This is a genomic window from Streptomyces purpurogeneiscleroticus (genome assembly GCF_020024005.1).
In the GTDB taxonomy this organism is placed as follows: domain Bacteria; phylum Actinomycetota; class Actinomycetes; order Streptomycetales; family Streptomycetaceae; genus Streptomyces; species Streptomyces purpurogeneiscleroticus.
Genome location: NZ_NHSG01000220.1, coordinates 1 through 24,330 on the forward strand (window position 1 = coordinate 1; position 24,330 = coordinate 24,330).

Genomic DNA, 24,330 nt, shown 5'->3' on the forward strand with positions numbered 1-24,330 from the left:
TGGGCGGGCTGGCCATGGGCATGACCCGCGAGCAGGTCCGCGAGCGCTACCAGGACATCGTCGACTTCTCCGGCATCAACGAGAAGGGCGACTTCATCTCGCTGCCGATGCGCACCTACTCCTCCGGTATGGCGGCCCGGCTGCGGTTCTCCATCGCCGCGGCCAAGGACCACGACGTCCTGATGATCGACGAGGCGCTGGCCACCGGCGACCGGAAGTTCCAGAAGCGCTCCGAGGCCCGCATCCGCGAGCTGCGCAAGGAGGCCGGCACGGTCTTCCTGGTCAGCCACAACAACAAGTCCATCCGGGACACCTGCGACCGGGTGCTGTGGCTGGAGAAGGGCGAGCTCCTCATGGACGGCCCCACGGACGAAGTGATCAAGGCATACGAGAAGGAAACGGGCAAGTAGCTCGTATCCGGAGAGAAGGCCCCCGCGTGTCCGGGCGCGGGGGCCTTCGATGCTGAAGAAATGGTCAACTCCAGCCGCTGCAGGAACAGTTGCCTGCCCGGTGGAGTTGTCCGGATCGTTGCTTCGCGGTTCGGTACCCACTCGGACGAGCGTGAGATGTACGGCGTAAGCTGTACGGGTGCGGAACGGCACATGTGGTACAAGTCGGGCAAAATAGTCCGACAGTGACGATGAGCGCCCTGATCGGACCGGCCGCGCGTGCGGCGTGTCCGAAATATGAAGTTTTGGCGTGGCGGTGTAGAACGGGAGACGTGACGGCAATGGCTACGGGATCTCTCCGGCTCCGGAACGCGCCGGGCAGCCTCCGGTGAGCCCGGAGCCTGTCGCGCCCGAGCGCGCCGTCCTCGACAAGGCCGCGCACGAGAATTTCCCCGTCGCGCCGTTCTTCCTGCCCCGCGCCTGGCGCGCCGACCTGATGGCGGTCTACGGATTCGCCCGCCTGGTCGACGACATCGGCGACGGCGACCTCGCACCGGGCGGCGGCGACGCGGTACTGCTCGGCCTCGACCGCGCACAGTCCGAGGACCGCCTCGCGATGCTGGACGCCCTGGAAGCCGACCTGCGCCGGGTCTACAGCGACCGCGCGCCGGGCCCCGGGCACCCCCTCATGCGCCGCCTCGGCCCGACCGTGCGCCGCTGCGGGCTGAGCCCCGAGCCGTTCGAGCGGCTGATCGAAGCCAACCGGCAGGACCAGCGCGTCAGCCGTTACGAGAGCTACGCGGACCTGCTGGACTACTGCGAACTGTCCGCCAACCCCGTGGGCCGGCTGGTCCTGGGCATCACGGGCACGACCACTCCCGAGCGGATCCGCCGTTCGGATGCCATCTGCACTGCCCTCCAGATCGTCGAACACATCCAGGACGTCGCCGAGGACCTCCGGAGGGACCGCATCTATCTGCCTGCCGAAGACATGAAGCGCTTTGGTGTCGCGGAATCCGACCTGGCCGCTCCGACAGGGGGCGCACAGGCGCGCGCGCTGGTTGCATTCGAGGCGGAACGCGCCCGTGACCTGCTGAATGAAGGTGCCCCGCTGGTGGGTAGCGTCCACGGCAGACTCAAGCTGCTGCTCGCCGGTTTCGTCGCCGGCGGACGCGCCGCTCTCCAGGCGGTGGCGGCCGCCGATCACGACGTCCTCCCTGGACCGCCCAAGCCCAGCAAGCTCGGTCTGCTGCGCGCGGTAGGGGCGACACTGCGAAGAGAGGGGTGAGTCGGACCGTGGAGGCAAGTACACACGCGTCCGCGCCGGTGCTCGCTGCGTACCGCTACTGCGAGGCCGTTACCGGGCAGCAGGCGCGCAACTTCGCTTACGGGATCAGACTGCTGCCCGCCGACAAGCGCCAGGCGATGTCGGCGCTGTACGCGTTCTCGCGCCGGGTGGACGATATCGGCGACGGCGCGCTGGCGCCCGCCGAGAAGGAGCAGCGGCTCGCGGACACCCGTGGTTTGCTGGCGCGCATCAGAGACGGCCGGATCGCCGAGGACGACACCGACCCCGTGGCGGTCGCGCTCGCGGACGCCGCGCGCCGATTCCCGCTGCCGCTGGACGGCCTGGACGAGCTGATCGACGGCGTCCTGATGGACGTGCACGGCGAGACGTACAAGACCTGGGACGACCTCAAGGCGTACTGCCGCTGCGTCGCCGGGGCCATCGGGCGGCTCTCGCTGGGCGTGTTCGGCACCGTGCCCGGCGCGCCGGGGGCCGACCGCGCTCCCGAGTACGCCGATACGCTGGGGCTCGCCCTGCAGCTGACCAACATCCTCCGGGACGTCCGGGAGGACGCGGCCAACGACCGTACGTACCTCCCCGCCGAGGATCTGGAGAAGTTCGGCTGCGCCGCGGGCTTCCACGGCCCCGTCCCGCCCTCCGGAGCCGACTTCGCCGGCCTCGTCCACTTCGAAGTGCGCCGGGCCCTTGCCCTGTTCGCCGAGGGCTTCCGGCTGCTGCCCATGCTCGACCGGCGCTCCGGTGCCTGCGTCGCGGCGATGGCCGGCATCTACCACCGCCTGCTGCGCCGGATCGCCGACGACCCCGAGGCGGTGCTGCGCGGCCGGGTCTCGCTGCCCGGCCACGAGAAGGCGTTCGTCGCCGTCCGCGGCCTCTCCGGGCTCGACGCCCGGGCCATCGGCCGCCGGCAGGCCGTCAGGAGGCGCGCATGACACTCGGAGCGAGCCGGAGCGCGCTCGCGCAGGTATGCGCCGTGACCTCCAGAGCCGGTCGGGGCGCGTCCGTGCAGGTACGCGCCCTGCGACCGGGCGCGGAGCGGCGGGCAACCCCGTGGCGTACTGCTGCGTCCATGACAGCAGCATCCCGGGAGGACGCATGACTTCCGCCGACACACGGCCGGCCACGCAGGTCACCGCGGGCGCTTCCGGCGACGGGGGCGCCACGGCGGTCGTCGTCGGCGGCGGACTCGCGGGCACCACCGCGGCCCTCGCGCTCGCCGACGCCGGGCTGCGCGTCACCCTCGTCGAGGGCCGGCCGCGCCTCGGCGGCCTCGCCTTCTCCTTCCGCCGCGACTCCGCGGCCGGCGAGCTGAGCGTGGACAACGGCCAGCACGTCTACCTGCGCTGCTGCACCGCCTACCGGGACTTCCTGGAGCGCGTCGGCGGCGCGCACCTGATGCCGGTCCAGGACCGGCTGGACGTGCCGGTGCTGGACGCCGACCCGGCGCGCGCCGCGGCGGGCTTGCGCCTGGGCCGGCTGCGCCGCACCGCCCTGCCCGTCCCGCTGCACCTCGCCGCGAGCCTGGCCGGCTACCCGCACCTCTCGCTCGCCGAGCGGGCCTCCGTGGGCCGCGCCGCGCTCGCCCTGAAGGCCCTGGACCCGGCCGACCCCGCGCTGGACCGCATCGACTTCGCGAGCTGGCTCGCCCGGCACGGCCAGTCGCCGCGCGCCGTCGAGGCGCTGTGGGACCTGGTCGGCGTCGCCACGCTGAACGCCCGCGCCGGCGACGCCTCCGCCGGGCTCGCCGCCATGGTCTTCAAGACCGGGCTGCTCTCCGACCCGGGCGCCGCCGACATCGGCTGGTCCCGCGTCCCGCTCGGCGAGGTCCACGACACGCTGGCCCGGGCCGCGCTGGAGAAGGCCGGGGTGCGCGTGGAGACCCGGACGCGCGCGAGCGCACTCACCCGGACCGACGAGCAGCGCTGGCAGGTCACCGTCGAGAACGGGCCGCACAGCCAGGAGCAGCTGACCGCCGACACGGTCGTACTGGCCCTGCCGCAGCGCGAGGCGCACGGCCTGCTGCCGCCCGGCGCGCTGGACCGCCCGGACCGGCTGCTGGACATCGGTACGGCCCCCATCCTCAACGTGCACGTGCTCTACGACCGCAAGGTCCTGCGCCGCCCGTTCTTCGCGGCGCTCGGCTCGCCGCTGCAGTGGGTCTTCGACCGCACGGAGGCGTCCGGGCTGGAGGGCGGCGGGCAGTACCTCGCCGTCTCGCAGTCCGCGGCGCAGGACGAGATCGACCTGCCGGTCGGCGTGCTGCGCGAGCGGTACCTCCCGGAGCTCGCGCGGGTGCTGCCCGCCGCGCGCGGCGCGAAGGTCCGCGACTTCTTCGTCACCCGCGAACGCACCGCGACGTTCGCACCCGCACCGGGCGTCGGCCGCCTCAGGCCCGCCGCCCGCACTCAGTCCACCGGCCTGTACCTGGCCGGTGCGTGGACCGCCACCGGGTGGCCCGCGACCATGGAAAGCGCTGTTCGCAGCGGCATCGGCGCCGCCCGCGAGGCACTCACCGAACTCGGCTTCCCCCAGGGATCACTGCCCCAGGAGGCGGCATGAACACGAGTACGCGCGCTCGCACGAGCACGAGCACCGGAAACAGAGGAGAAACCGTGAACCCGGCTTCCCCAGTAATCGACACCGAGGGCGTCACCGCACTCCTGGAGCGCGGGCGCAGGCTCGCCACTCCGGTGCTGCGGGCCGCCGTTGACCGGCTCGCGCCTCCGATGGACACCGTAGCCGCGTACCACTTCGGCTGGATCGACGCCGCGGGAGCGCCGTCGGCGGGCGACGGCGGCAAGGCCGTCCGGCCCGCGCTCACACTGCTCTCGGCGGAGGCCGCGGGCGCGGCGCCCGAAACGGGGATTCCCGGCGCCGTCGCCGTGGAGCTCGTGCACAACTTCTCGCTGCTGCACGACGACCTCATGGACGGCGACGAGCAGCGCCGCCACCGCGACACCGTATGGAAGGTGCACGGGCCCGCTCAGGCCATTCTGGTCGGTGACGCGCTCTTCGCGCTCGCCAATGAAATACTCCTGGAGCTGGGGACCGTGGACGCCGGGCGCGCGGCCCGCCGGCTCACCGCCGCGACCCGCAAGCTGATCGACGGCCAGGCCCAGGACATCTCCTACGAGCACCGGGACCGGGTCACGGTCGCGGAGTGCCTGGAGATGGAGGGCAACAAGACCGGCGCGCTGCTGGCTTGCGCCGTCTCCATCGGCGCGGTGCTCGGCGGCGCCGGCGACCACACCGCCGACGTCCTGGAGAAGTACGGCTACCACCTCGGCCTCGCCTTCCAGGCCGTCGACGATCTGCTCGGCATCTGGGGCGACCCGGACGCCACCGGCAAGCAGACCTGGTCCGACCTGCGGCAGCGGAAGAAGTCGCTGCCGGTCGTCGCCGCTCTGGACGCGGGCGGCCCGGCATCCGAGAAGCTCGCCCGCATCCTGGCCGCCGACGCCAAGAAGAGCGACACCGAGATCGCCGATTTCACGGAGGCGGAATTCGCCTCCCGCGCAGCTCTCATCGAGGAGGCCGGTGGCCGCGAGTGGACCTCGGAGGAGGCCCGCCGCCAGCACGCCACCGCGATCGCCGCACTCGACGAGATCGATATGCCCGAAGGGGTCCGCGCACAGCTGGCCGCCCTTGCGGACTTCGTTGTCGTACGGAAGAGATGATCACGATTACCACCGACTAGTTCGCAGTCGCCGGCCGGTGCCGGCCGCCCCCGGTACGCCATACCGGGGGCCGGGCACCGGCCGACGGAAGCCCCATGCATTTGTCTTTGATCACTGCAGAAGGGGAAGCCATGACAGCGACGACCGACGGAAGCACCGGGGCACTGCCGTCCCGGGCACCCGCGGCCAGCGATGCCACCGTTGAGACCACCGACCGGAGCCCCGCGAACCCGCCCCCGGCGCCCGACGATCCAACGGGCGCGGCGCGGCAGGCGACCGCCCGGGCCACCGAATACCTCCTCTCCCTCCAGGACCCCGCCGGCTGGTGGAAGGGCGACCTCGACACCAACGTGACGATGGACGCCGAGGACCTGATGCTCCGCCAGTTCCTGGGCATCAGCGACCCGAAGACCACCGAGGCCGCCGCCCGCTTTGTACGCGGCGAGCAGCGCGACGACGGCACGTGGGCCGGCTTTTACGGCGGCCCCGGCGAGCTCTCCACCACCATCGAGGGCTATGTCGCCCTCCGCCTGGCCGGCGACCGCCCCGACGAGCCGCACATGGCCAGGGCGTCCGCCTGGATCCGCGCACAGGGCGGCATCGCCGCCTCCCGCGTCTTCACCCGCATCTGGCTGGCCCTCTTCGGCTGGTGGAAGTGGGAGGACCTGCCGGACCTGCCCCCGGAGCTCATCGCCCTCCCGAAGTGGTTCCCGCTCAACATCTACGACTTCGGCTGCTGGGCCCGGCAGACCATCGTCCCGCTGACGATCGTCTCGGCCCACCGGCCCGTACGCCCCGCGCCGTTCGCCCTCGACGAGCTGCACACCGACCGGCGGAACCCGAACCCGCCGCGGCCGCTCGCCCCCCTCGCCACCTGGGACGGCCTCTTCCAGCGCCTGGACGCGGCGCTGCACGTCTACCGCAAGGTCGCGCCGCGCCGGCTGCGCCGCAGCGCCATGCGCACGGCGGCGCGCTGGATCATCGAGCGGCAGGAGAACGACGGCTGCTGGGGCGGCATCCAGCCCCCCGCGGTGTACTCGGTCATCGCCCTGCAGCTGCTCGGTTACGACCTGGACCACCCCGTGCTCCGTGAGGGCCTGGCTTCCCTGGACCGCTTCGCCGTCTGGCGCGAGGACGGTCACGGTGCTCCCGTCCGCATGATCGAGGCGTGCCAGTCGCCGGTCTGGGACACCTGCCTCGCCACCATCGCGCTCGCCGACGCCGGGCTGCCCCGTGACCACCCGCAGCTCGTCAAGGCCGCGGACTGGATGCTGGACGAGCAGATCGACCGGCCCGGCGACTGGGCCGTGCGCCGGCCGACGCTGCCCTCCGGCGGCTGGGCCTTCGAGTTCGAGAACGACAACTACCCGGACATCGACGACACCGCCGAGGTCGTCCTCGCGCTGCGCCGGGTCGAGCACCCGGACCCGCAGCGCGTCGAGGACGCCGTACGCCGCGCCGTGCGCTGGAATCTCGGCATGCAGTCCCGCAACGGGGCCTGGGGCGCCTTCGACGGCGACAACACCAGCCCCTTCCCCGACCGGCTGCCGTTCTGCGACTTCGGCGAGGTCATCGACCCGCCGTCGGCCGATGTCACCGCGCACGTCGTGGAGATGGCGGCGGACGTCGGCAGCACCCACGACCCGCGGATCCGGCGCGGCATCGAATGGCTGCTGGCCGAGCAGGACCCGACCGGCGCGTGGTTCGGCCGCTGGGGCACCAACTACGTCTACGGCACCGGCTCCGTGCTGCCCGCGCTCGTCGCGGCCGGCATCCCCGCCTCGCACCCCGCGATCCGACGTGCGGTCTCCTGGCTGGAGAGTGTGCAGAACGACGACGGGGGCTGGGGCGAGGACCAGCGCTCGTACAAGGACCGCGACTGGATCGGGCGCGGCGCCTCGACCGCCTCGCAGACCGGCTGGGCGCTGATGGCGCTGCTCGCGGCCGGTGAGCGGGACAGCAAGGCCGTGGAGCGCGGCGTGCAGTACCTCGCCGCCACCCAGCGCCCCGACGGCTCCTGGGACGAGCCGTACTTCACCGGTACCGGCTTCCCCTGGGACTTCTCGATCAACTACCACCTCTACCGGCAGGTCTTCCCGCTCACGGCCCTGGGCCGCTATCTGGGCGGCGGTCCGGCCGGAGCAGCCGTGAGGCCCTAGATGACCGACTCGGACGGCCCGTCCCCGGGCCCGACGCCCCCGCTGCTGGTCGCCTGCGCGCTCGGCATCGAGCGCCTCGCGCTGCGCGGCGGCCCGGGCGTCACCGTGCTCCGTACGGGCATGGGCCCGCAGGCCGCGGAGCGGGCCGTCGGCGCCGCGCTCGGCGCCGGCTCGCCCACCGCGGCCTCGCCGGTCGTCGCCAGCGGCTTTTGTGCCGGGCTCGCGCCGGGCATGCGCCCCGGAGACGTGGTCGTCGCGGACGCCACCCGCGAGCACCACCCGGACCGCCCCGAGGCCGTCTGCCGCGACAACTCGCCGCTCGTCGCGGCCCTGAAGGAGCGCGGCCTGACCGTGCACTCCGGGCTGCTGCTCGGCAGCGACCACGTCGTGCGCGGCGCCGAGCGGACCGCGCTGCACGCCGCCGGAGCGGTCGCGGTGGACATGGAGTCCGCCGCGACACTCGGCAGCGCGCTGCGCGCCGGGCCCCGCCCCATTGCCGCCGTCCGAGTGGTCGTGGACGCTCCAGAGCACGAACTCGTTCGTATTGGCACGATACGCGGGGGAATATCGGCCTTCCGTGTCTTGCGTGCCATCCTTCCCGTTTTCTTTGAATGGCACCGTTCTTTGCTGCTCCCCAGGAGGTGAGCCAGATGGCCATGCCGCTCCGTCAGACCATCAGGGTCGGGACGTATCTCTTTGAACAGAAAATGCTCCGGCGGCGTGCGAAGTTCCCGCTCATCGTCGAGCTGGAGCCGCTTTACGCGTGCAACCTCGCGTGCGAGGGCTGCGGAAAGATCCAGCACCCGGCCGGGGTGCTGAAGCAGCGGATGCCGGTCGCCCAGGCGGTCGGTGCCGTACTGGAATCCGGCGCCCCGATGGTCTCCATCGCGGGCGGCGAGCCTCTGATGCACCCTCAGATCGATGAGATCGTGCGCCAGCTGGTCGCCAAGAAGAAGTACGTCTTCCTGTGCACCAACGCCGTGCTGCTGCGCAAGAAGATGGACAAGTTCACCCCGTCGCCGTACTTCGCCTTCGCGGTGCACATCGACGGGATGCGCGAGCGTCACGACGAGTCCGTGGCCAAGGAAGGCGTCTTCGACGAGGCCGTGGAGGCCATCAAGGAAGCCAAGCGCCGCGGCTTCCGCGTCACCACGAACTCCACCTTCTTCAACACCGACACCCCGCAGACCATCATCGAGGTGCTCAACTTCCTCAACGACGACCTCAAGGTCGACGAGATGATGCTGTCGCCCGCCTACGCCTACGAGAAGGCCCCCGACCAGGAGCACTTCCTCGGCGTCGAGCAGACCAGGGAGCTGTTCAAGAAGGCGTTCGCCGGCGGCAACCGGCGCCGCTGGCGGCTCAACCACAGCCCGCTCTTCCTGGACTTTTTGGAGGGCAAGGCGGACTTCCCCTGCACCGCCTGGGCGATCCCGAACTACTCCCTGTTCGGCTGGCAGCGCCCCTGCTACCTGATGAGCGACGGGTACGTCCCCACGTACCGGGAGCTGATCGAGGAGACCGACTGGGACAAGTACGGCCGCGGCAAGGACCCGCGCTGCGCCAACTGCATGGCGCACTGCGGCTACGAGCCGACCGCCGTCCTGGCGACCATGGGCTCCCTGAAGGAGTCGCTGCGCGCCGCCCGCGAGACCGTCGCCGGAAGCCACGGGTGACGTCATGACCATTGGTGAGCCTGTCAGGTTGGGGCTCCCCGAGGTCCCGGCCCGACCCCTGGCCGTCCGGCGCGTCTCGCGCCGGATCCAGGTCGGGCCGGTGGCCGTGGGCGGGGACGCGCCCGTCTCCGTACAGTCGATGACGACGACGCGTACGGCGGACATCGGTGCGACGCTGCAGCAGATCGCGGAGCTGACGGCGTCCGGCTGCCAGATCGTCCGGGTGGCCTGCCCGACGCAGGACGACGCGGACGCGCTGCCGGTGATCGCGAAGAAGTCGGGGATCCCGGTGATCGCCGACATTCACTTTCAGCCGAAGTACGTGTTCGCGGCGATCGACGCGGGCTGTGCGGCGGTGCGGGTGAACCCCGGCAACATCAAGCAGTTCGATGACAAGGTCAAGGAGATCGCCAAGGCGGCCAACGACGCCGGCACTCCGATCCGTATCGGTGTGAACGCGGGCTCGCTGGACCGGCGGCTGCTGCAGAAGTACGGCAAGGCCACGCCCGAGGCGCTGGTGGAGTCGGCGCTGTGGGAGGCGAGCCTCTTCGAGGAGCACGGCTTCCGTGACATCAAGATTTCCGTCAAGCACAACGACCCGGTGGTCATGGTCAATGCCTACCGGCAGCTGGCCGCGCAGTGCGACTACCCGCTGCACCTGGGCGTGACCGAGGCCGGTCCGGCCTTCCAGGGCACCATCAAGTCCGCCGTGGCCTTCGGCGCGCTGCTGAGCGAGGGCATCGGCGACACCATCCGCGTCTCGCTGTCGGCCCCGCCGGCAGAGGAGATCAAGGTGGGTATCTCCATCCTGGAGTCGCTGAACCTGCGCCAGCGCCGGCTGGAGATCGTCTCCTGCCCGTCCTGCGGCCGTGCCCAGGTGGATGTGTACAAGCTGGCCGAGGAGGTCACCGCCGGGCTGGACGGCATGGAGGTGCCGCTCCGTGTCGCGGTCATGGGCTGTGTCGTCAACGGTCCCGGTGAGGCTCGCGAGGCCGACCTGGGTGTCGCCTCCGGCAACGGCAAGGGGCAGATCTTCGTGAAGGGCGAGGTCATCAAGACCGTCCCGGAGTCGAAGATCGTGGAGACCCTCATCGAGGAAGCCATGAAGATCGCCGAACGCATGGCAGCCGAGGGAGCGGCCACCGGCGCCCCCGACGTCACCGTCGGCTGAACCGACCCCCGGCGCCGCCGCCGGCCGACGACCCGGCGGCTCCGTCGGCAAGTAAAAAGAGGAGGGGGACCCAGCATGTCGATGCTCGAATACATCCGGGAACCGCAGGACCTCAAGGAGGTGCCGGCGGACCGCCTCGGTCAACTGGCCGCGGAGATCCGCCAGTTCCTCATCCAGGCGGTCGCCCGCACCGGCGGCCACCTCGGACCCAACCTGGGCGTGGTCGAGCTGACCATCGCCCTGCACCGGGTGTTCGACTCGCCCGCCGACCGCATCCTTTGGGACACCGGGCACCAGTCGTACGTCCACAAGATCCTGACCGGCCGGCAGGACTTCTCCAAGCTCCGCGGCAAGGGCGGCCTGTCCGGGTACCCCTCGCGCGAGGAATCCGTCCACGACGTCATCGAGAACAGCCACGCCTCCACGGTGCTCGGCTGGGCCGACGGGCTGGCCAAGGCCAACCAGGTACTGGGGAAGCGCGACCACGTCGTCGCGGTCACCGGGGACGGCGCGCTCACCGGCGGCATGGCCTGGGAGGCGCTCAACAACATCGCGGCCGAGGACCGGCCGCTGATCATAGTCGTCAACGACAACGAGCGCTCCTACGCGCCCACCATCGGCGGCCTCGCCGACCACCTCGCCACGCTCCGCACCACCGACGGCTACGAACGCTTCCTGTCCTGGGGCAAGGACGTCCTGCAGCGCACGCCGGTCGTCGGCAGGCCGCTGTACGAATCGCTGCACGGCGCGAAGAAGGGCTTCAAGGACGCCTTCGCGCCCCAGGGCATGTTCGAGGACCTGGGCCTGAAGTACGTCGGCCCGATCGACGGGCACGACATCGAGGCCGTGGAGTCCGCGCTGCGCCGCGCCGCCCGCTTCCACGGTCCCGTACTGGTGCACTGCCTCACCGAGAAGGGCCGCGGCTACCGGCCGGCCCTGGAGGACGAGGCCGACCGCTTCCACACCGTCGGCGTGATGGACCCGCTGACCTGCGCGCCGGTCGCGCCGCCCGGCCCGCCGTCCTGGACCTCCGTCTTCGGCGACGAGATGGTCCGCATCGGCGCCGAGCGGCCGGACGTGGTGGCCCTCACCGCGGCGATGCTGCAGCCCGTGGGGCTGGGCAAGTTCGCCGCGGCCTACCCCGACCGGGTCTGGGACGTGGGCATCGCCGAACAGCACGCCGCGGTCTCGGCGGCCGGGCTCGCCACCGGCGGCCTGCACCCGGTCTTCGCGGTCTACGCCACCTTCCTCAACCGCGCCTTCGACCAGGTCCTGATGGACGTCGCGCTGCACAAGTGCGGAGTCACCTTCGTACTGGACCGGGCCGGCGTCACCGGCACCGACGGGCCCAGCCACAACGGCATGTGGGACATGTCGATCCTCCAGGTCGTGCCGGGCCTGCGGATCGCCGCGCCGCGCGACGCCGATCAGCTCCGCGCCCAGCTGCGCGAGGCCGTCGACGTCGACGACGCGCCGACCGTCGTGCGCTACCCCAAGGAGTCCGTCGGCGAGCCCATCCCCGCGCTGGAACGCGTCGGGGGAGTGGACGTCCTCGCCCGCGGCGACCGGGAGGACGTGCTGCTGGTCGCGGTCGGCGTGATGGCGCCGGTCTGCCTGGCGGCGGCCGAACTGCTCGCGGCGCGCGGCATCGGCGCCACGGTCATCGACCCGCGGTGGGTCAAGCCGGTCGACCCGGAGATCCCGCGGCTGGCCGCGCGGCACGCCGCGGTGGCCGTCGTGGAGGACAGCAGCCGCACCGGCGGCGTCGGCGCCGCGGTCGGCCAGGCGCTGCGCGATGCCGACGTGGACCTGCCGCTGCGCACCTTCGGCATCCCCGAACAGTTCCTCGCGCATGCCAAGCGGGGCGAGGTGCTGGCCGACATCGGGCTGACCCCGGCGGAGATCGCAGGGCGCATCGCCGAGAGCCTGCCCCGTACGGACGACCGCGCGGCGGCCGTCGCGGCCGTCAAGGAGAGCAACGACGCATGACCGGATTCGATCTCACCAAGCTGCTCGCCGAGCGCGGCGCCGAACGCTACGACCTGCACGCCAAGCACCTGAACCACCAGCTGCCGCGCATGCTGCACACCATCGGCTTCGACAAGGTCTACGAGCGGGCCGAGGGCGCGTACTTCTGGGACGACCAGGGGCAGGACTACCTGGACATGCTCGCCGGGTTCGGCGTGATGGGCCTCGGCCGACACCACCCCGTGGTCCGACAGGCGCTGCACGACGTACTGGACGCCGGGCTCGCCGACCTCACCCGCTTCGACTGCCCGCCGCTGCCAGGGCTGCTCGCCGAGAAGCTGCTCCGGTACGCGCCGCACCTGGACCGGGTCTTCTTCGGGAACAGTGGCACCGAGGCCGTCGAGACGGCACTGAAGTTCGCCCGGTACGCGACGGGACGCCCGCGCATCCTGTACTGCACGCACGCTTTCCACGGCCTGACCACGGGCTCGCTCTCGGTCAACGGCGAGGCGGGCTTCCGCGACGGCTTCGCGCCGCTGCTGCCGGACACCGCGATCGAGATGGGCGACCTGGACGCGCTGGAGCGGGAGCTGAAGCGCGGCGACGTGGCAGCCTTCGTCGTGGAGCCGATCCAGGGAAAGGGCGTGCACCCCACTCCACCGGGCTTTCTGCGCGCCGCACAGGAGCTGCTGCACAAGCACAAGGCGCTGCTCATCGCCGACGAGGTGCAGACGGGGCTCGGCCGCACCGGCGACTTCTTCGCCTACCAGCACGAGCCCGGCGTCGAACCGGACCTGGTCTGCGTGGCGAAGGCGCTGTCCGGCGGCTATGTGCCGGTCGGCGCCACGCTCGGCAAGGAGTCGGTCTTCAAGAAGGTCTACTCCTCGATGGACCGGGTCCTGGTGCACTCCGCCAGCTTTGGATCCAACGCACAGGCGATGGCGGCGGGGCTCGCGGTCCTGACCGTCATGGAGGACGAGAGGATCGTCGCCGGCGTGCGGTCCACGGGCGACCTGCTGCGCGCCCGCCTGACCGAGCTGATCCCGAAGTACGAGCTGCTGCACGACGTGCGGGGCCGCGGTCTGATGATCGGGATCGAGTTCGGCCGCCCGAAGTCGCTGGGGCTGCGGAGCCGCTGGACGATGCTGCAGGCGGCGCGCAAGGGGCTCTTCGCGCAGATGGTGGTGGTGCCGCTGCTCCAGCGGCACCGCATCCTCACCCAGGTCTCCGGCGATCACCTGGAGGTCATCAAGCTGATCCCGCCGCTGATCATCGGTGAGCCGGAGGTGGAGCGCTTCGTCGAGGCGTTCACGGGCGTCATGGACGACGCCCACGCGGGCGGCGGGCTGATCTGGGACTTCGGGCGGACGCTGGTGAAGCAGGCGATGGCGAACCGCTGAGGACGGGTACGGAAGCGGCCCCCGGCCCGTCACACGACGGTACGGGGGCCGCGACCGTGGCCTCAGTCCTCCAGCAGGCGCTCCCGCAGCCGGCCGCGGGTCTCCGGGGTGAGCTTCAGGCCCTCGGTGAGGTACGTTTCCGTCGAGCCCCAGGTGGACTCGATGGTGTCGAACGCCGCGTGCAGGTACTCGGCGCGGGCGTCGAAGAGCGGCGCGAGCAGCGCCATGACCTCCTCGGACATGCCTGCCGCCGAGCGGTTGGAGCGGCGCACCTTGTACCGCCGGCGCGGGTCGTTGGACTCCAGGTAGTCCGCCTCGATGGCCTCCCGCTCCACGCCCACCGCGAGCAGTGTGATCGCGATCGACAGGCCCGCGCGGTCCTTGCCGGCCGCACAGTGCATCAGCGTCGGCACGCTCTCCTCGGCTATGGAGTGCAGTATTCGGCTGTGGTCGGCGGTGCGGGTCGAGATGATGTGCCGGTACGTGCGCGCCATCCGGCCCGCCGCCTGCCCGTCGCCCAGCGCCGCGCGCAGCTGGTCCAGCTCGCCGTCGCGCACCATCGCCCAGAACTCCGCGCCGTCGGCCGGGTCGGTGAGCGGGATGTTGATGTGCCGCACGCCGGGCAGGGTGACGTCGGGGCCCTCGAGCTTGATGTCGGCGGCGTTGCGGAAGTCGAAGATGGTGTGCAGGCCGAGGGTGCCGAGGAAGGCGGCGTCCGCCTCCGTCGCGTGCGCCAGGTGACCGCTGCGGAAGAGCCGGCCCTGCCGCACCCGCCGCCCGTCGACCGTCGGCAGCCCGCCGACGTCCCGGAAGTTGCGCACCTCGGTGAGCAGGGGCTCGGTCGACCGGACCTGGGGCGGCTGCTGCGTCGTCACGGGCGCGCTCCTTTTACGTCGGCCGCCGACGCTGCTCGCCGGCGAGCGGGCTGATTCGACCATACGGCACTGGTGCAATAGGCAACTAGCTCGTCCGGCCACTGATCGTGACCGGTGAATGTGACCGTATGCGGTCGGGGCGCGCGCGGTATCGCTCGCGCTGCCTTCGCTTGGCGTCCGCCTGGTGGCGGAGCTGCTGTCCACTCGTATTCCGACTTGGACAGAATTTGACTGAGTGGCAATCATCACCTGCCGTCAACCCATGGTTACGGTGGCGTAGGTCACTCCCGAAGGTGAAGTATGTCCTGACGTGGCAGAGGATTCGAAGAAGATAAGCAGCAGTGAAAGTGGCCCGTTCGGGTCGTACGCAGCCATCGGGGACAGCTTCACCGAGGGAGTCGGTGACCCCGCTCCGGACGGTACGTTCATCGGCTGGGCGGACCGGCTCGCGGTCCTGCTCTCCGACCGCCGCCCGGAGCACGATTTCCGGTACGCCAACCTCGCTGTGCGGGGCCGCCTCCTGGACCAGATCGTCGCCGAGCAGGTACCGCGCGCGAAGGAGCTCGGCCCGGACCTGGTGACCTTCTGTGCCGGCGGCAACGACATCCTCCGGCCCGGCTCCGACCCGGACGCCGTCGCCGAGCGCTACGCCGCCGCCGTCGCCGATCTCAAGGAGTCGGTCGGCACGGTCCTGCTGTGCACGGGCTTCGACACCCGCGACATCCCCGTGCTCAGGCACCTGCGCGGCAAGATCGCCACGTACACCGCCCATGTCCGGGCCATCGCCGACCAGTACGGCTGCCCGGTCCTGGACCTGTGGTCGCTGAAGTCCGTGCAGGACCGCCGCGCCTGGAGCGACGACCGGCTGCACCTCTCGCCCGACGGGCACACCCGGGTGGCGCTCCGTGCGGGGCAGGTGCTCGGCCTGGACGTGCCGGCCGAGCCGGACCAGCCCTGGCCGCCGGAGGCCGCGCGCACCGCCGCCGACGCCCGCCGCGAGACCATCCACTGGGCGCGCGAACACCTCGTGCCGTGGATCGGGCGGCGGCTGCGCGGCGAGTCCTCGGGCGACCGCGTCACGGCGAAGCGGCCCGAGCTGGCCCTGCTGGAGGCCGACGCGGCCGCGCTCGCGCAGGCGGCCGCCCCGACCCACTAGTACGCGAGGTCCCTCAGTACACGAGGCCCCTCAGTACGCGAGGACAGCTAGTACGCGAGGTCCGCCCACACGACCCGGCCCCGGCCGGTGTCGGTGGGCCGTACGCCCCAGTCCTCCGACACCGCGCCGACCAGCAGCAGGCCGCGGCCGGACTCGCGGTCCGTGCTGCGGGGCTGGGTCTGCGGCCGGGAATCGCTGTGTCCCTGGTCGGTGACCGCCACGCGCAGCCGCGCGCCGTCGAGGGTCAGCTCGCAGGAGACCCGCTCGCTGTCGGTGTGCCGCACCGCATTGGTGAAGAGCTCCGAGACGACCAGCTCGGCGTCGTCGCGCAACTGCTCGGTGACGCCCCATGTCCGCAGCGCGGTGGTGACTCTTCGGCGGGCCTCCGGAACGGAGGTGCACAGCGCCGGCAAATGGAAGGCGTCGCTGAGGAGTTGGACGGCGACGCCGCCACATCCCCTTAACGATTCCGCGTTGTGGGAGGAAGGCACTCCGCAACTATGTGCGATGTTGAACAAGCTTGGCAAGGACCAACCTGTAAATTGCAGAATCGTCATGGCAGTCTGTTGGCGCTTCTGATGGCATGACACACTGCTGAGCACGAAACTCAGTTGGAGGAGATCACAAGTGGTGGACGCACGGTCGGGCGGGGCGCCGACCGTCCTGCGGGTAGTCCTCGGCAAGAGGCTGCAGGACCTTCGCGAGAAGGCCGGACTCTCCTTCGAACAGGCCGCAGAGGCACTGGACGTCACGCACGCGACCGTACGCCGCATGGAGAAGGCCGAAGTCGGGCTGAAGATCCCGTACGTGGAGAAGTTGCTCGCCACCTACGGCGTCACCGATGCGGAGGAGAGCGAGACCTTCGTCGCACTCGCCCGGGAGGCCAACCGCCCCGGCTGGTGGCACCGCTTCCGCGACGTACTGCCCGACTGGTTCAGCGCGTACGTCAGCCTGGAGAGCGCCGCCAACCTCATCCGCGCCTACCAGCCGCACTACGTACCCGGCCTGCTGCAGACCGAGGGCTACGCGCGCGCCGTGCTGCGCGCCGGCATGCCGCACGCCGCCCCCGAGGAGATCGACCGCTCCGTCGCCCTGCGCATGGAACGCCAGTCGCTGCTCCGCCGCGACAACGCGCCCATGCTGTGGGCCGTGCTGGACGAGACGGTGCTGCGCCGCCCGGTCGGCGGCTCCGACGTCATGCGCGAGCAGCTCGACCGGCTCATCGCGGCCACCGAACTGCCCAACGTACGGCTGCAGGTCATCCCCTTCGCCACCGGCCCGCACCCCGCCATGTACGGGCCGTTCCACATCTTCCGGTTCCCCATCCCGGAGCTGCCCGACATCGCGTACGCGGAGAGCCTGGTCGGCGCCGTGTACTTCGACCAGCGCGGCGATGTCTCGCAGTTCCTGGAAGCGCTGGACCGGATGTGCGCGCAGGCCGCGCCCGCACACCGCACCGCAGCCCTTCTGAGTGGCTTTCGCAAGGAGATCTGAACCATGGATCGCATACGCATCTACAACGGCATGCCCGCCAGCGAGCTGGGCAGCGAGGGCTGGCACAAGCCGTGGAGCGGCGGCAACGGCGGCGAGTGCGTCGAGGCGATGAGACTCAAGGACGGCCGGGTGGCGCTGCGCCAGTCCACCGATCCCAACGGCCCGGCACTGATCTACACCCACGGCGAGATCGAGAGCTTCATCCGGGGCGCGAAGGCGGGCGAGGCGGACTTCCTGCTGCACGGGGTGCCCTGTGTGTGCGGGGACCGGAGGACGGCATGAGCGACCGGACCTTCCCGGCGGAGCACAGTCCGCTCGCGGACCACAGCCTTCCGGCGGAGCAGGGCTTCACGGCGGACGAGATCGACACCAGCAGGCCGCATCCCGCGCGGATGTACGACTACTACCTCGGCGGCTGGGACAACTACGAGATCGACCGTGAGGCCGCCGACGAGGTGATCCGGGTCTACCCGCAGGTCCGCGACAGCGCCCGCGCCAACCGCGCCTTCATGCAGCGCGCCGTGCGGGACGCGGCAGCCGCCGGCATCCGGCAGTTCCTCGACCTCGGCACCGGCATCCCCACCTCGCCCAACACCCATGAGGTGGCGCGCGAGGAGATGTCGGACGCGCGGGTGGTCTACGCCGACAACGACCCGATCGTGGCCACCCACGCGGGCGCCCGGCTCACCAACGCGCCGGGCACCGGCTTCGTCCTCGGCGATGTCCGCGACCCGGCGCAGCTGCTGGCCGACCCGGTCGTCCGCGCGCTGATCGATCTCGACCGGCCGGTGGCGGTGCTGCTCGTCGCCGTACTGCACTTCGTACGCGACGACGAGGACCCGGCCGGCCTGGTCGCAGCGCTCGCCGACGCGCTGCCGGCCGGCAGCCGGCTGATCCTCTCCCACGCCACGGGCGAGCCGTACGAGGAGTACGCGGAGGGCCGCACGGACGAGGCGGCGCGGGACGGCGTCCTGAACGTCTACAAGAACGCCACCGCCACGCTCAGCCTCCGCGACAGGGTCGCGGTCGAGCGGCTCTTCGGCCCGTTCCGGCTCCAGGAGCCGGGCGTCGTCCGGGTCCCGCTGTGGCGCCCGGACGGTCCCGTGCCCACCGCCGAAGAGATCAACAACACGATCTTCTACGGCGGGGTGGGCATCAAGGGGTGACGCTCACGGCGTGACGCGCTTGGCATGAAGCTCACGGGGTGAGCGAAGGGGCCCGCAGCTCAGCGGCGGGCTCCTTCTCTTCCTCCGCTGCCGCGCGCAGCTCCTTCGCCGTGATGAGCGCGGTGTGCGTGCCCTCCGACGTACAGGCGTGGGCGCCCGCGAGCGTACCCAGCCGGGCGCACTCCTCCAGGTCCTGCCCGGCCAGCCGGCCGTGCAGGAAGCCGCACACGAAGGCGTCGCCCGCGCCGTTGCTGTCCACCACCGGCGCCGCCGGCACGGCCGCGGGGACGTGCCGCGGCGTGGAGTCGTCCGGGGTGAGCAGATACGCGCCGCCCGCGCCCGCTGTGGCGATCACCGCCTCGGCCCGGCCCTCGCGCAGAATCTCCCGCATCACCGCGCCGATCCGCTCCCCGGCACCCGCCGCGCTGAGGAACACCAGATCCGAGCGGAGCGCGAACTCCCGGTGGTGGTCGGCCAGCCCGTCCCAGTCGTGCAGATCGGTGGAGACGGGGACGCCCAGCTCCGCGATGTCGTCGAAGAGGAACCGGGCGAAGTGCATGATCGACAGATGCACGTGCCGGGTCCGGCGGAGGTACGGGAAGTAGTGCTCGGCCGGCATCCGCAGATCGAGCGGGTCCCGGCCGTCGTAGAAGGACGTGCGGCGGCCGTCGGGGGAGACGAGGTTGACCGCGCGGCGGGTCCCGTGCGGGGAAATCATCGGATCGAAGTCGACGCCGGTGCCCTTCAGCCGCTCCCTGACCAGCTCGCCCTCGTGGTCCGCACCGATGAAGTCCACGAACGCGGTGGACAGCCCGAGCGCCGCACAGCCGAGCGCGACGCCGGTGCCCGTATGCCCGGCCCATTCCCGGATCGGCGGTACGGCGAAGGAGTCGGCCTGCGGAACCGGCAGTGCGCCGACCCGGACGATCGTGTCCACACCCGATCCGCCGACGACCAGCACGTCGTACGGCTGCGTCGGCCGGGTGTCCTGGTGGAGTCCCTGCTGGAATGTCACAAGTGTCCTTGAATCCCTGGCTGGTGAGACCGATAACGGCCCATTGGGGCCGCTTCGGGGAGTGTAGACGCCACGCACCCCGCGCAACGGCAAGTCACTACCCCGTCACCCGCCGGAACGTGCCCGGCACCGCCCCCACCACCGCTTTCCGGACAGCCCCCGCGCCGCACCCGCCCCGTGCGGTCCGCCCGGCGGGCCCGCCCCCGCGTGTTGCTCAGCCCGCGGGGCCCGCCCCCGTGGGCCGTCGGGCGCGGCGCCACTTGGCCGATACCCGACGGCGTGCGGCCCGGGGGATGATGGAGACATGGAGGGCGAAGCGGACGGACTGTTCCCGCGCGAGGTGTTCCCCCGCGAGCGGACGGAGGTGGCGCCCGGCGCGGTGCACGTGCCGGACTGGCTGGACCCGGAGGAGCAGCGGGAGCTGCTGGCGGCGTGCCGGGAGTGGGCCAGGGGGCCGGCCGGGCTGCGGACCGTACGGACCCCGGGCGGCGGCGTGATGTCCGTCCGTCAGGTCTGCCTGGGCTGGCACTGGAGCGCGGTGCCCCGCTGCCCGGACTGCGGCCGCGCGGTCCGGCACAACCCCGACTGCCCGGGCCGCCACTCCTACCCGTACGCCTACACCCGTACCGTCGTGGACGGCGACGGCACGCCCGTGAAGCCCTTCCCCGAGCGGCTCCGCGCGCTCGCCGGCCGGGCGCTGGGGGCGGCGTACGGCGGCGGAGCCGGCGCGGCACCGTACGCACCCGACGCGCCGTACGACATCGCCCTGCTCAACTTCTACGGCGACGACGCCCGGATGGGCATGCACCAGGACATCGACGAGCGCTCCGCCGCGCCCGTGATCTCCGTCAGCCTCGGCGACACCTGCGTCTTCCGGTTCGGCAACACCGAAACCCGGAACCGGCCCTGGACCGACGCAGAGCTGCGCAGCGGCGACCTCTTCGTGTTCGGCGGCCCGTCCCGGTGGGCGTACCACGGCGTACCCCGCACGGCACCCGGCACCGCCCCCGCGGCGCTCGGCCTGAAGGGCCGCGTCAACCTCACCCTGCGCGTCGGCGCCCTGGACCGGGCCGCCCCACGGCCCTGAAAAACCGGATGCGCGCCCGCCGGGACCGGCGGCACGCTGGACCATGGGCTGGACGACGACGGACGACCTCGACACCTTCCTGACCACCGCGGGCGGCTTCCTGCGCGCCCGCCCCGCCGAACACACGGTGCTGCTCGGCGTCACGGCCACGCTGGCCGCCGCGGGCCCGTCGGCCTACGGCGACGAGCCGCCCCGGTACGGCTGGTGGCGCGGCCCGGACGGGCGGACCACGGGCGCGTTCCTGTGGACCGCGCCGCGCCCGCCCGTGCTCTCGCCCATGCCGGACCGGGCCGCCGCCGAACTCCTGGACGTCCTCGCGGCCGGGCCGCTGCCGGTCGGCGGGGTCAATGGCGCACGGCCCGCCGCCGACGCGTTCACCGCCGCCTGGGAGCGCCGTACGGGCCGCGCCGCGCGGCTCCGGACGCACATGCGGCTCTACCGCATGGGGGAGCCGGCCCCGCCGGTCCCGGCGCCGCGGGGCAGCGCCCGTGCCGCCACCGCCGCCGACCGCGGGCTCCTTTTGGACTGGTGGGACGCGTTCACGCGCGAGAGCGGCCACGAGCTGTACGGGCACGACCGCGTCGTCGACGACCGGCTGTCCTACGGCGGGCTCACGTTCTGGGAGGCCGACGGGCGCCCGGCGTCGCTGGCCGGCCTCAGCCGTACGGTCGGCGGCATGGTCAGGGTCGGCCCCGTCTACACCCCGCCCGCGCTGCGCCGTAACGGCTACGCGGCAGGCGCCACGGCCGCGGTCACGCGCGGCGCGCTCGCGGCCGGAGCCGAGCAGGTGGTCCTCTTCGCCGACGCCGCCAACCGCACCAGCACAGCGCTGTACGAGCGGCTCGGCTACCGGCCCGTCGACGACCACCGCCGCTACGACTTCCCGCAGGCCACGCCGCCCCCGTAAGGCACTCGGTGTCTCCCGCCGTCCGGCTGGGTACCCGTCCCCCGACCGGCGGTACTCGGAATGCGTGGGCCGGTCGCGAGGTTGTCCGTTGAGGGTGATGGTGTGGTGACCGTCCCGAACCTGGAGGTGTCGTGACCGCTCCCCGTTCTTGGCGCATGAGTACCGGCTCGTGGCGCACCGCCGCATTCGGCGCCGTGCCCACAGGTGAGCGCCTGGCCAGGATCCGCAGCTCCCCGCAGTTCGTGGACGGGCAGTTCCGTAACCCCGTCGAGACACGGCAGCTCACCCAGGGCCAGACCCTGCCGATGGTCCGTACGCAGCTCAACCGGGACGGCAGGCTGCGCAGGTCCCCCGTGGGCGAGGTCCCCGTCCACCGGCCGACCCTCGCGGACTGGGGCCGGCCGCCGGCCTCCGGGCTGCGCATCACCTGGATGGGCCATTCGAGCGTGCTGGCGGAGATCGACGGACAGCGGGTGCTGTTCGACCCGGTCTGGGGTGAGCGCTGCTCACCGTTCAGCTGGGTCGGGCCGCGGCGGCTGCACCCGGTGCCACTGCCCCTGACGGAGCTGGCGCCGGTCGACGCCGTCGTCATCTCGCACGATCACTACGACCATCTCGACATGCCCACCATCCAGGGCCTGACCGCCACCGGCACCGCCTTCGTCGTGCCGCTCGGCATCGGCGCCGACCTGGAGTACTGGGGCGTGCCGCCGGAGCGGATCACCGAGCTGGACTGGCACGAATCGACGCGCGTGGGCGAGCTGACGCTGACCGCCACCCCGGCCCAGCACTTCTGCGGGCGCGGGCTGCGCGGCCCGCAGCACACGCTGTGGGCGTCCTGGGTGGTCGCCGGGCCCGAGCACCGCGTGTACCACAGCGGCGACACCGGTTACTTCGGCGGCTTCGCGGAGATCGGGAAGGCACACGGGCCGTTCGACGTCACGATGATCCAGATCGGCGCGTACAGCGAGGAGTTCTGGCCCGACATCCACATGACGCCCGAAGAGGGCCTGCGCGCCCACCTCGACCTCGGCGGCGGCCGCCCCGCGGGCGTCCTGCTGCCGATCCACTGGGCCACCTTCAACCTGGCGCCGCACCCGTGGGCGGAGCCGGCGGAGCGCACGGCAGCGGCGGCCATGGCGGCCGGCGCGAAGCTCGCGGCGCCGGTGCCCGGCAAGCCGTTCGAGCCCGCCGACGAGCTGACCGTGGAGCCGTGGTGGCGGGCCGCCGCGGTGCCGCCGGTGCACGGCTGGCCGGCCTGGCCTCCGAAGGGGGCCGCGGCGATGGCGAGCGGAGCGGGGAGCGCGCCGGCCGCCGGGGAGTGACCGGCGGCGGAAGCGGAGCCGGACGGGATGAACACCCGGGCCACGAACGGCAGTTCGTGCCGCTTCGTACTGGCGTGCGGGGGACGGTAACTCACGGAGGTGGCGCGGGGTAGCGAAACCTCGAAGTCCATCTGATCGGCCCCTCCGCAACAACTAGCGTGCGTGCTCCGCGAACCGCCGACGGCCGATCCGGAGGGCGCCGATGCCTGCTGCATTTCCCCAGGGGACGGGGACCGATGCGTCCCAGGACTCTCCCGCATCCCATGGGACCGGGGGGACGGGGGGAATGGTTCCCGCACCGCTGCCCGGGCGGCGGCGGGACCGCGAAGGCGCCCGGCACAGCCGCGTACCGCTCCGCGAGACGGCCGCCGACTCCGTCATACGCGTCCGCCTCGTCCGCCTCGCGGCCGTGCCCTGCCTGCTCGTCGCCGCGACCTGCTCCGCCGTGACCGCCTTCATCGCCCGGTCCGGCGGCCAGCCGCTCAGCGGCGCCGCCTGGACCGTCCTCGGCTGCGGCTTCGCCCTCGTGTGCGGCATCACCGCGGTCGCCTGCGCCGCCGCCACCTCCGAGGCCCGCGCCACCGTCCAGCGCTACGCCCGGCTGCGGGAGGTGTGCGCCCGCAGCCAGTCCGACCTGTACGCCCTCGTGCACCGCGTACGCCAGGGCGAATGGCTCCAGCAGCGCGCCCCCGAAACGCTGCCCCGGCCCGCCGGCGACACCCTGGACCTCCTCGTCCACGACGTCGCCGCCGCCGGCCGGGCCGCCGAGACCGCCGTCATCGACGCGGTCGCCATCGCCCGCGGCAACGCCAGCGGCAGCGAGCAGAAGGTCGAGGTCTTCGTGAACCTCGCCCGGCGGCTCCAGTCCCTGGTCCACCGCGAGATCGAACTGCTCGACGAGCTGGAGAACCGGGTCGAGGACCCCGATCTGCTCAAAGGTCTCTTCCACGTCGACCACCTCGCCACCCGCATCCGCCGGCACGCCGAGAACCTCGCCGTCCTCGGCGGCGCCATCTCCCGCCGCCAGTGGTCCCGCCCGGTCACCATGACCGAGGTCATGCGCTCCTCCATCGCGGAGGTCGAGCAGTACCCGCGCGTCAAGCTCGTACCGCCCATCGAGGGCACGCTCCGCGGCCACGCCGTCGCCGACGTCATCCACCTCCTCGCCGAACTCGTCGAGAACGCCACCGTCTACTCGGCCCCGCACACCCACATCCTGCTCCGCGCCCAGCTGGTCACCGCCGGCCTCGCCGTCGAGGTGGAGGACCGCGGCCTGGGCATGGACGTCGAGGAGCAGGACCGGATGAACGCGCTGCTCGCCGACCCCGACCACGTCGACGTCGCCGAGCTGCTCAACGACGGCCGCATCGGCCTGTTCGTGGTCTCCTCGCTGGCCCGCCGGCACGGCGTCGTCGTCCGCCTGCAGAGCAACATCTACGGCGGCGTACAGGCCGTACTCATCCTGCCGCAGGGCCTGTTGGGCGACGAGACGGCCGAGGAGACGGACGGCGCGGCCGACGGCGCCGCCCGGCCCGCCGTCGCCGGCCCGCCGCCCGCCG

General features: G+C 72.1%; 22 protein-coding genes. 19 read left to right on the plus strand and 3 right to left on the minus strand.

Annotation, left to right across the window (positions count from 1 at the left end; translation table 11 throughout):
- The 11 genes from CCS38_RS14360 to CCS38_RS14410 form a co-directional block, all read left to right on the plus strand.
- The coding region (locus tag CCS38_RS14360; RefSeq protein WP_372457072.1) for an ABC transporter ATP-binding protein at positions 1 to 410 on the plus strand (410 nt) is incomplete at its 5' end.
- A 367-nt stretch (positions 411 to 777) separates the two neighbouring features.
- On the plus strand, positions 778 to 1,677 hold the full coding sequence (hpnC, locus tag CCS38_RS14365) for a squalene synthase HpnC (RefSeq protein ID WP_223733644.1): 900 nt from the start codon (positions 778 to 780) through the stop codon (positions 1,675 to 1,677).
- Positions 1,674 to 2,627: a presqualene diphosphate synthase HpnD gene (gene hpnD, locus CCS38_RS14370; RefSeq protein WP_223733645.1), complete on the plus strand. Its 954-nt coding sequence runs from the start codon at positions 1,674 to 1,676 to the stop codon at positions 2,625 to 2,627. Before hpnC ends, hpnD begins: the two co-directional genes overlap by 4 nt.
- Positions 2,628 to 2,790: 163 nt before the next feature.
- Positions 2,791 to 4,254 (plus strand): hydroxysqualene dehydroxylase HpnE, encoded by a 1,464-nt coding sequence (gene hpnE, locus CCS38_RS14375; RefSeq protein ID WP_223733646.1) that lies wholly within the window; start codon positions 2,791 to 2,793, stop codon positions 4,252 to 4,254.
- The gene (locus tag CCS38_RS14380; protein WP_223733647.1) at positions 4,251 to 5,372 is read left to right on the plus strand and encodes a polyprenyl synthetase family protein; all 1,122 of its coding nucleotides are present in this window, start codon (positions 4,251 to 4,253) and stop codon (positions 5,370 to 5,372) included. The genes hpnE and CCS38_RS14380 overlap by 4 nt, the downstream gene beginning before the upstream one ends.
- A 131-nt stretch (positions 5,373 to 5,503) precedes the next feature.
- Positions 5,504 to 7,531 (plus strand): squalene--hopene cyclase, encoded by a 2,028-nt coding sequence (gene shc, locus CCS38_RS14385; RefSeq protein WP_223733648.1) that lies wholly within the window; start codon positions 5,504 to 5,506, stop codon positions 7,529 to 7,531.
- Positions 7,532 to 8,176, plus strand: coding sequence for a phosphorylase family protein (locus CCS38_RS14390; RefSeq protein ID WP_223733649.1), 645 nt, complete (start codon positions 7,532 to 7,534; stop codon positions 8,174 to 8,176).
- A 5-nt stretch (positions 8,177 to 8,181) separates the two neighbouring features.
- On the plus strand, positions 8,182 to 9,207 hold the full coding sequence (hpnH, locus tag CCS38_RS14395; RefSeq protein WP_223733650.1) for an adenosyl-hopene transferase HpnH: 1,026 nt from the start codon (positions 8,182 to 8,184) through the stop codon (positions 9,205 to 9,207).
- Between the two features lie 4 nt (positions 9,208 to 9,211).
- Complete coding sequence (ispG, locus tag CCS38_RS14400) at positions 9,212 to 10,378, plus strand: flavodoxin-dependent (E)-4-hydroxy-3-methylbut-2-enyl-diphosphate synthase (protein ID WP_223733651.1); 1,167 nt, start codon at positions 9,212 to 9,214, stop codon at positions 10,376 to 10,378.
- A gap of 75 nt (positions 10,379 to 10,453) precedes the next feature.
- Positions 10,454 to 12,367, plus strand: a complete 1,914-nt coding sequence (dxs, locus tag CCS38_RS14405; RefSeq protein WP_223733652.1) for a 1-deoxy-D-xylulose-5-phosphate synthase — start codon at positions 10,454 to 10,456, stop codon at positions 12,365 to 12,367.
- Entirely contained in the window at positions 12,364 to 13,746 is a 1,383-nt protein-coding gene (locus CCS38_RS14410; protein WP_223733653.1) for an aspartate aminotransferase family protein, read from the plus strand. The genes dxs and CCS38_RS14410 overlap by 4 nt, the downstream gene beginning before the upstream one ends.
- Before the next feature lie 62 nt (positions 13,747 to 13,808).
- On the opposite strand, the gene CCS38_RS14415 is transcribed toward CCS38_RS14410, so the two are convergent.
- Positions 13,809 to 14,621, minus strand: coding sequence for a tyrosine-protein phosphatase (locus CCS38_RS14415; protein ID WP_223733654.1), 813 nt, complete (start codon positions 14,619 to 14,621; stop codon positions 13,809 to 13,811).
- Positions 14,622 to 14,931: 310 nt separating this feature from the next.
- Here CCS38_RS14415 and CCS38_RS14420 point away from each other — a divergent pair, with 310 nt between their 5' ends.
- The gene (locus CCS38_RS14420; RefSeq protein ID WP_223733655.1) at positions 14,932 to 15,777 is read left to right on the plus strand and encodes an SGNH/GDSL hydrolase family protein; all 846 of its coding nucleotides are present in this window, start codon (positions 14,932 to 14,934) and stop codon (positions 15,775 to 15,777) included.
- A 47-nt stretch (positions 15,778 to 15,824) separates the two neighbouring features.
- On the opposite strand, the gene CCS38_RS14425 is transcribed toward CCS38_RS14420, so the two are convergent.
- Entirely contained in the window at positions 15,825 to 16,268 is a 444-nt protein-coding gene (locus CCS38_RS14425; protein ID WP_223733656.1) for an ATP-binding protein, read from the minus strand.
- A 136-nt stretch (positions 16,269 to 16,404) separates the two neighbouring features.
- Between CCS38_RS14425 and CCS38_RS14430 the strand changes: the two genes are divergently transcribed.
- Genes CCS38_RS14430 through CCS38_RS14440 form a run of 3 tightly spaced genes read left to right on the plus strand, consistent with a single transcriptional unit; the run spans position 16,405 to position 18,437 of the window.
- Positions 16,405 to 17,271 carry a Sco1979 family transcriptional regulator gene (locus CCS38_RS14430; RefSeq protein WP_223733657.1) on the plus strand — a complete coding sequence of 289 codons (867 nt, stop codon included), beginning with the start codon at positions 16,405 to 16,407 and terminating at the stop codon, positions 17,269 to 17,271.
- A gap of 3 nt (positions 17,272 to 17,274) precedes the next feature.
- A complete protein-coding gene (locus tag CCS38_RS14435) occupies positions 17,275 to 17,553 on the plus strand; it encodes a DUF397 domain-containing protein (RefSeq protein ID WP_223733658.1) in 279 nt (92 codons plus the stop codon).
- Positions 17,550 to 18,437, plus strand: a complete 888-nt coding sequence (locus CCS38_RS14440) for an SAM-dependent methyltransferase (RefSeq protein WP_223733659.1) — start codon at positions 17,550 to 17,552, stop codon at positions 18,435 to 18,437. Before CCS38_RS14435 ends, CCS38_RS14440 begins: the two co-directional genes overlap by 4 nt.
- 31 nt (positions 18,438 to 18,468) lie before the next feature.
- Here the strand turns inward: CCS38_RS14440 and CCS38_RS14445 are convergent, their stop codons facing one another.
- On the minus strand, positions 18,469 to 19,452 hold the full coding sequence (locus CCS38_RS14445) for a carbohydrate kinase family protein (RefSeq protein ID WP_372457074.1): 984 nt from the start codon (positions 19,450 to 19,452) through the stop codon (positions 18,469 to 18,471).
- A gap of 304 nt (positions 19,453 to 19,756) precedes the next feature.
- Between CCS38_RS14445 and CCS38_RS14450 the strand changes: the two genes are divergently transcribed.
- The 4 genes from CCS38_RS14450 to CCS38_RS14465 all read left to right on the plus strand — a co-directional run.
- Positions 19,757 to 20,539, plus strand: coding sequence for an alpha-ketoglutarate-dependent dioxygenase AlkB family protein (locus tag CCS38_RS14450; protein WP_223733660.1), 783 nt, complete (start codon positions 19,757 to 19,759; stop codon positions 20,537 to 20,539).
- A 43-nt stretch (positions 20,540 to 20,582) separates the two neighbouring features.
- Complete coding sequence (locus CCS38_RS14455) at positions 20,583 to 21,446, plus strand: GNAT family N-acetyltransferase (RefSeq protein WP_223733661.1); 864 nt, start codon at positions 20,583 to 20,585, stop codon at positions 21,444 to 21,446.
- A gap of 155 nt (positions 21,447 to 21,601) precedes the next feature.
- A complete protein-coding gene (locus tag CCS38_RS14460) occupies positions 21,602 to 22,771 on the plus strand; it encodes an MBL fold metallo-hydrolase (RefSeq protein WP_223733662.1) in 1,170 nt (389 codons plus the stop codon).
- Between the two features lie 286 nt (positions 22,772 to 23,057).
- On the plus strand, positions 23,058 to 24,330 hold a 1,273-nt coding region (locus CCS38_RS14465; protein ID WP_223733663.1), incomplete at its 3' end, for a sensor histidine kinase.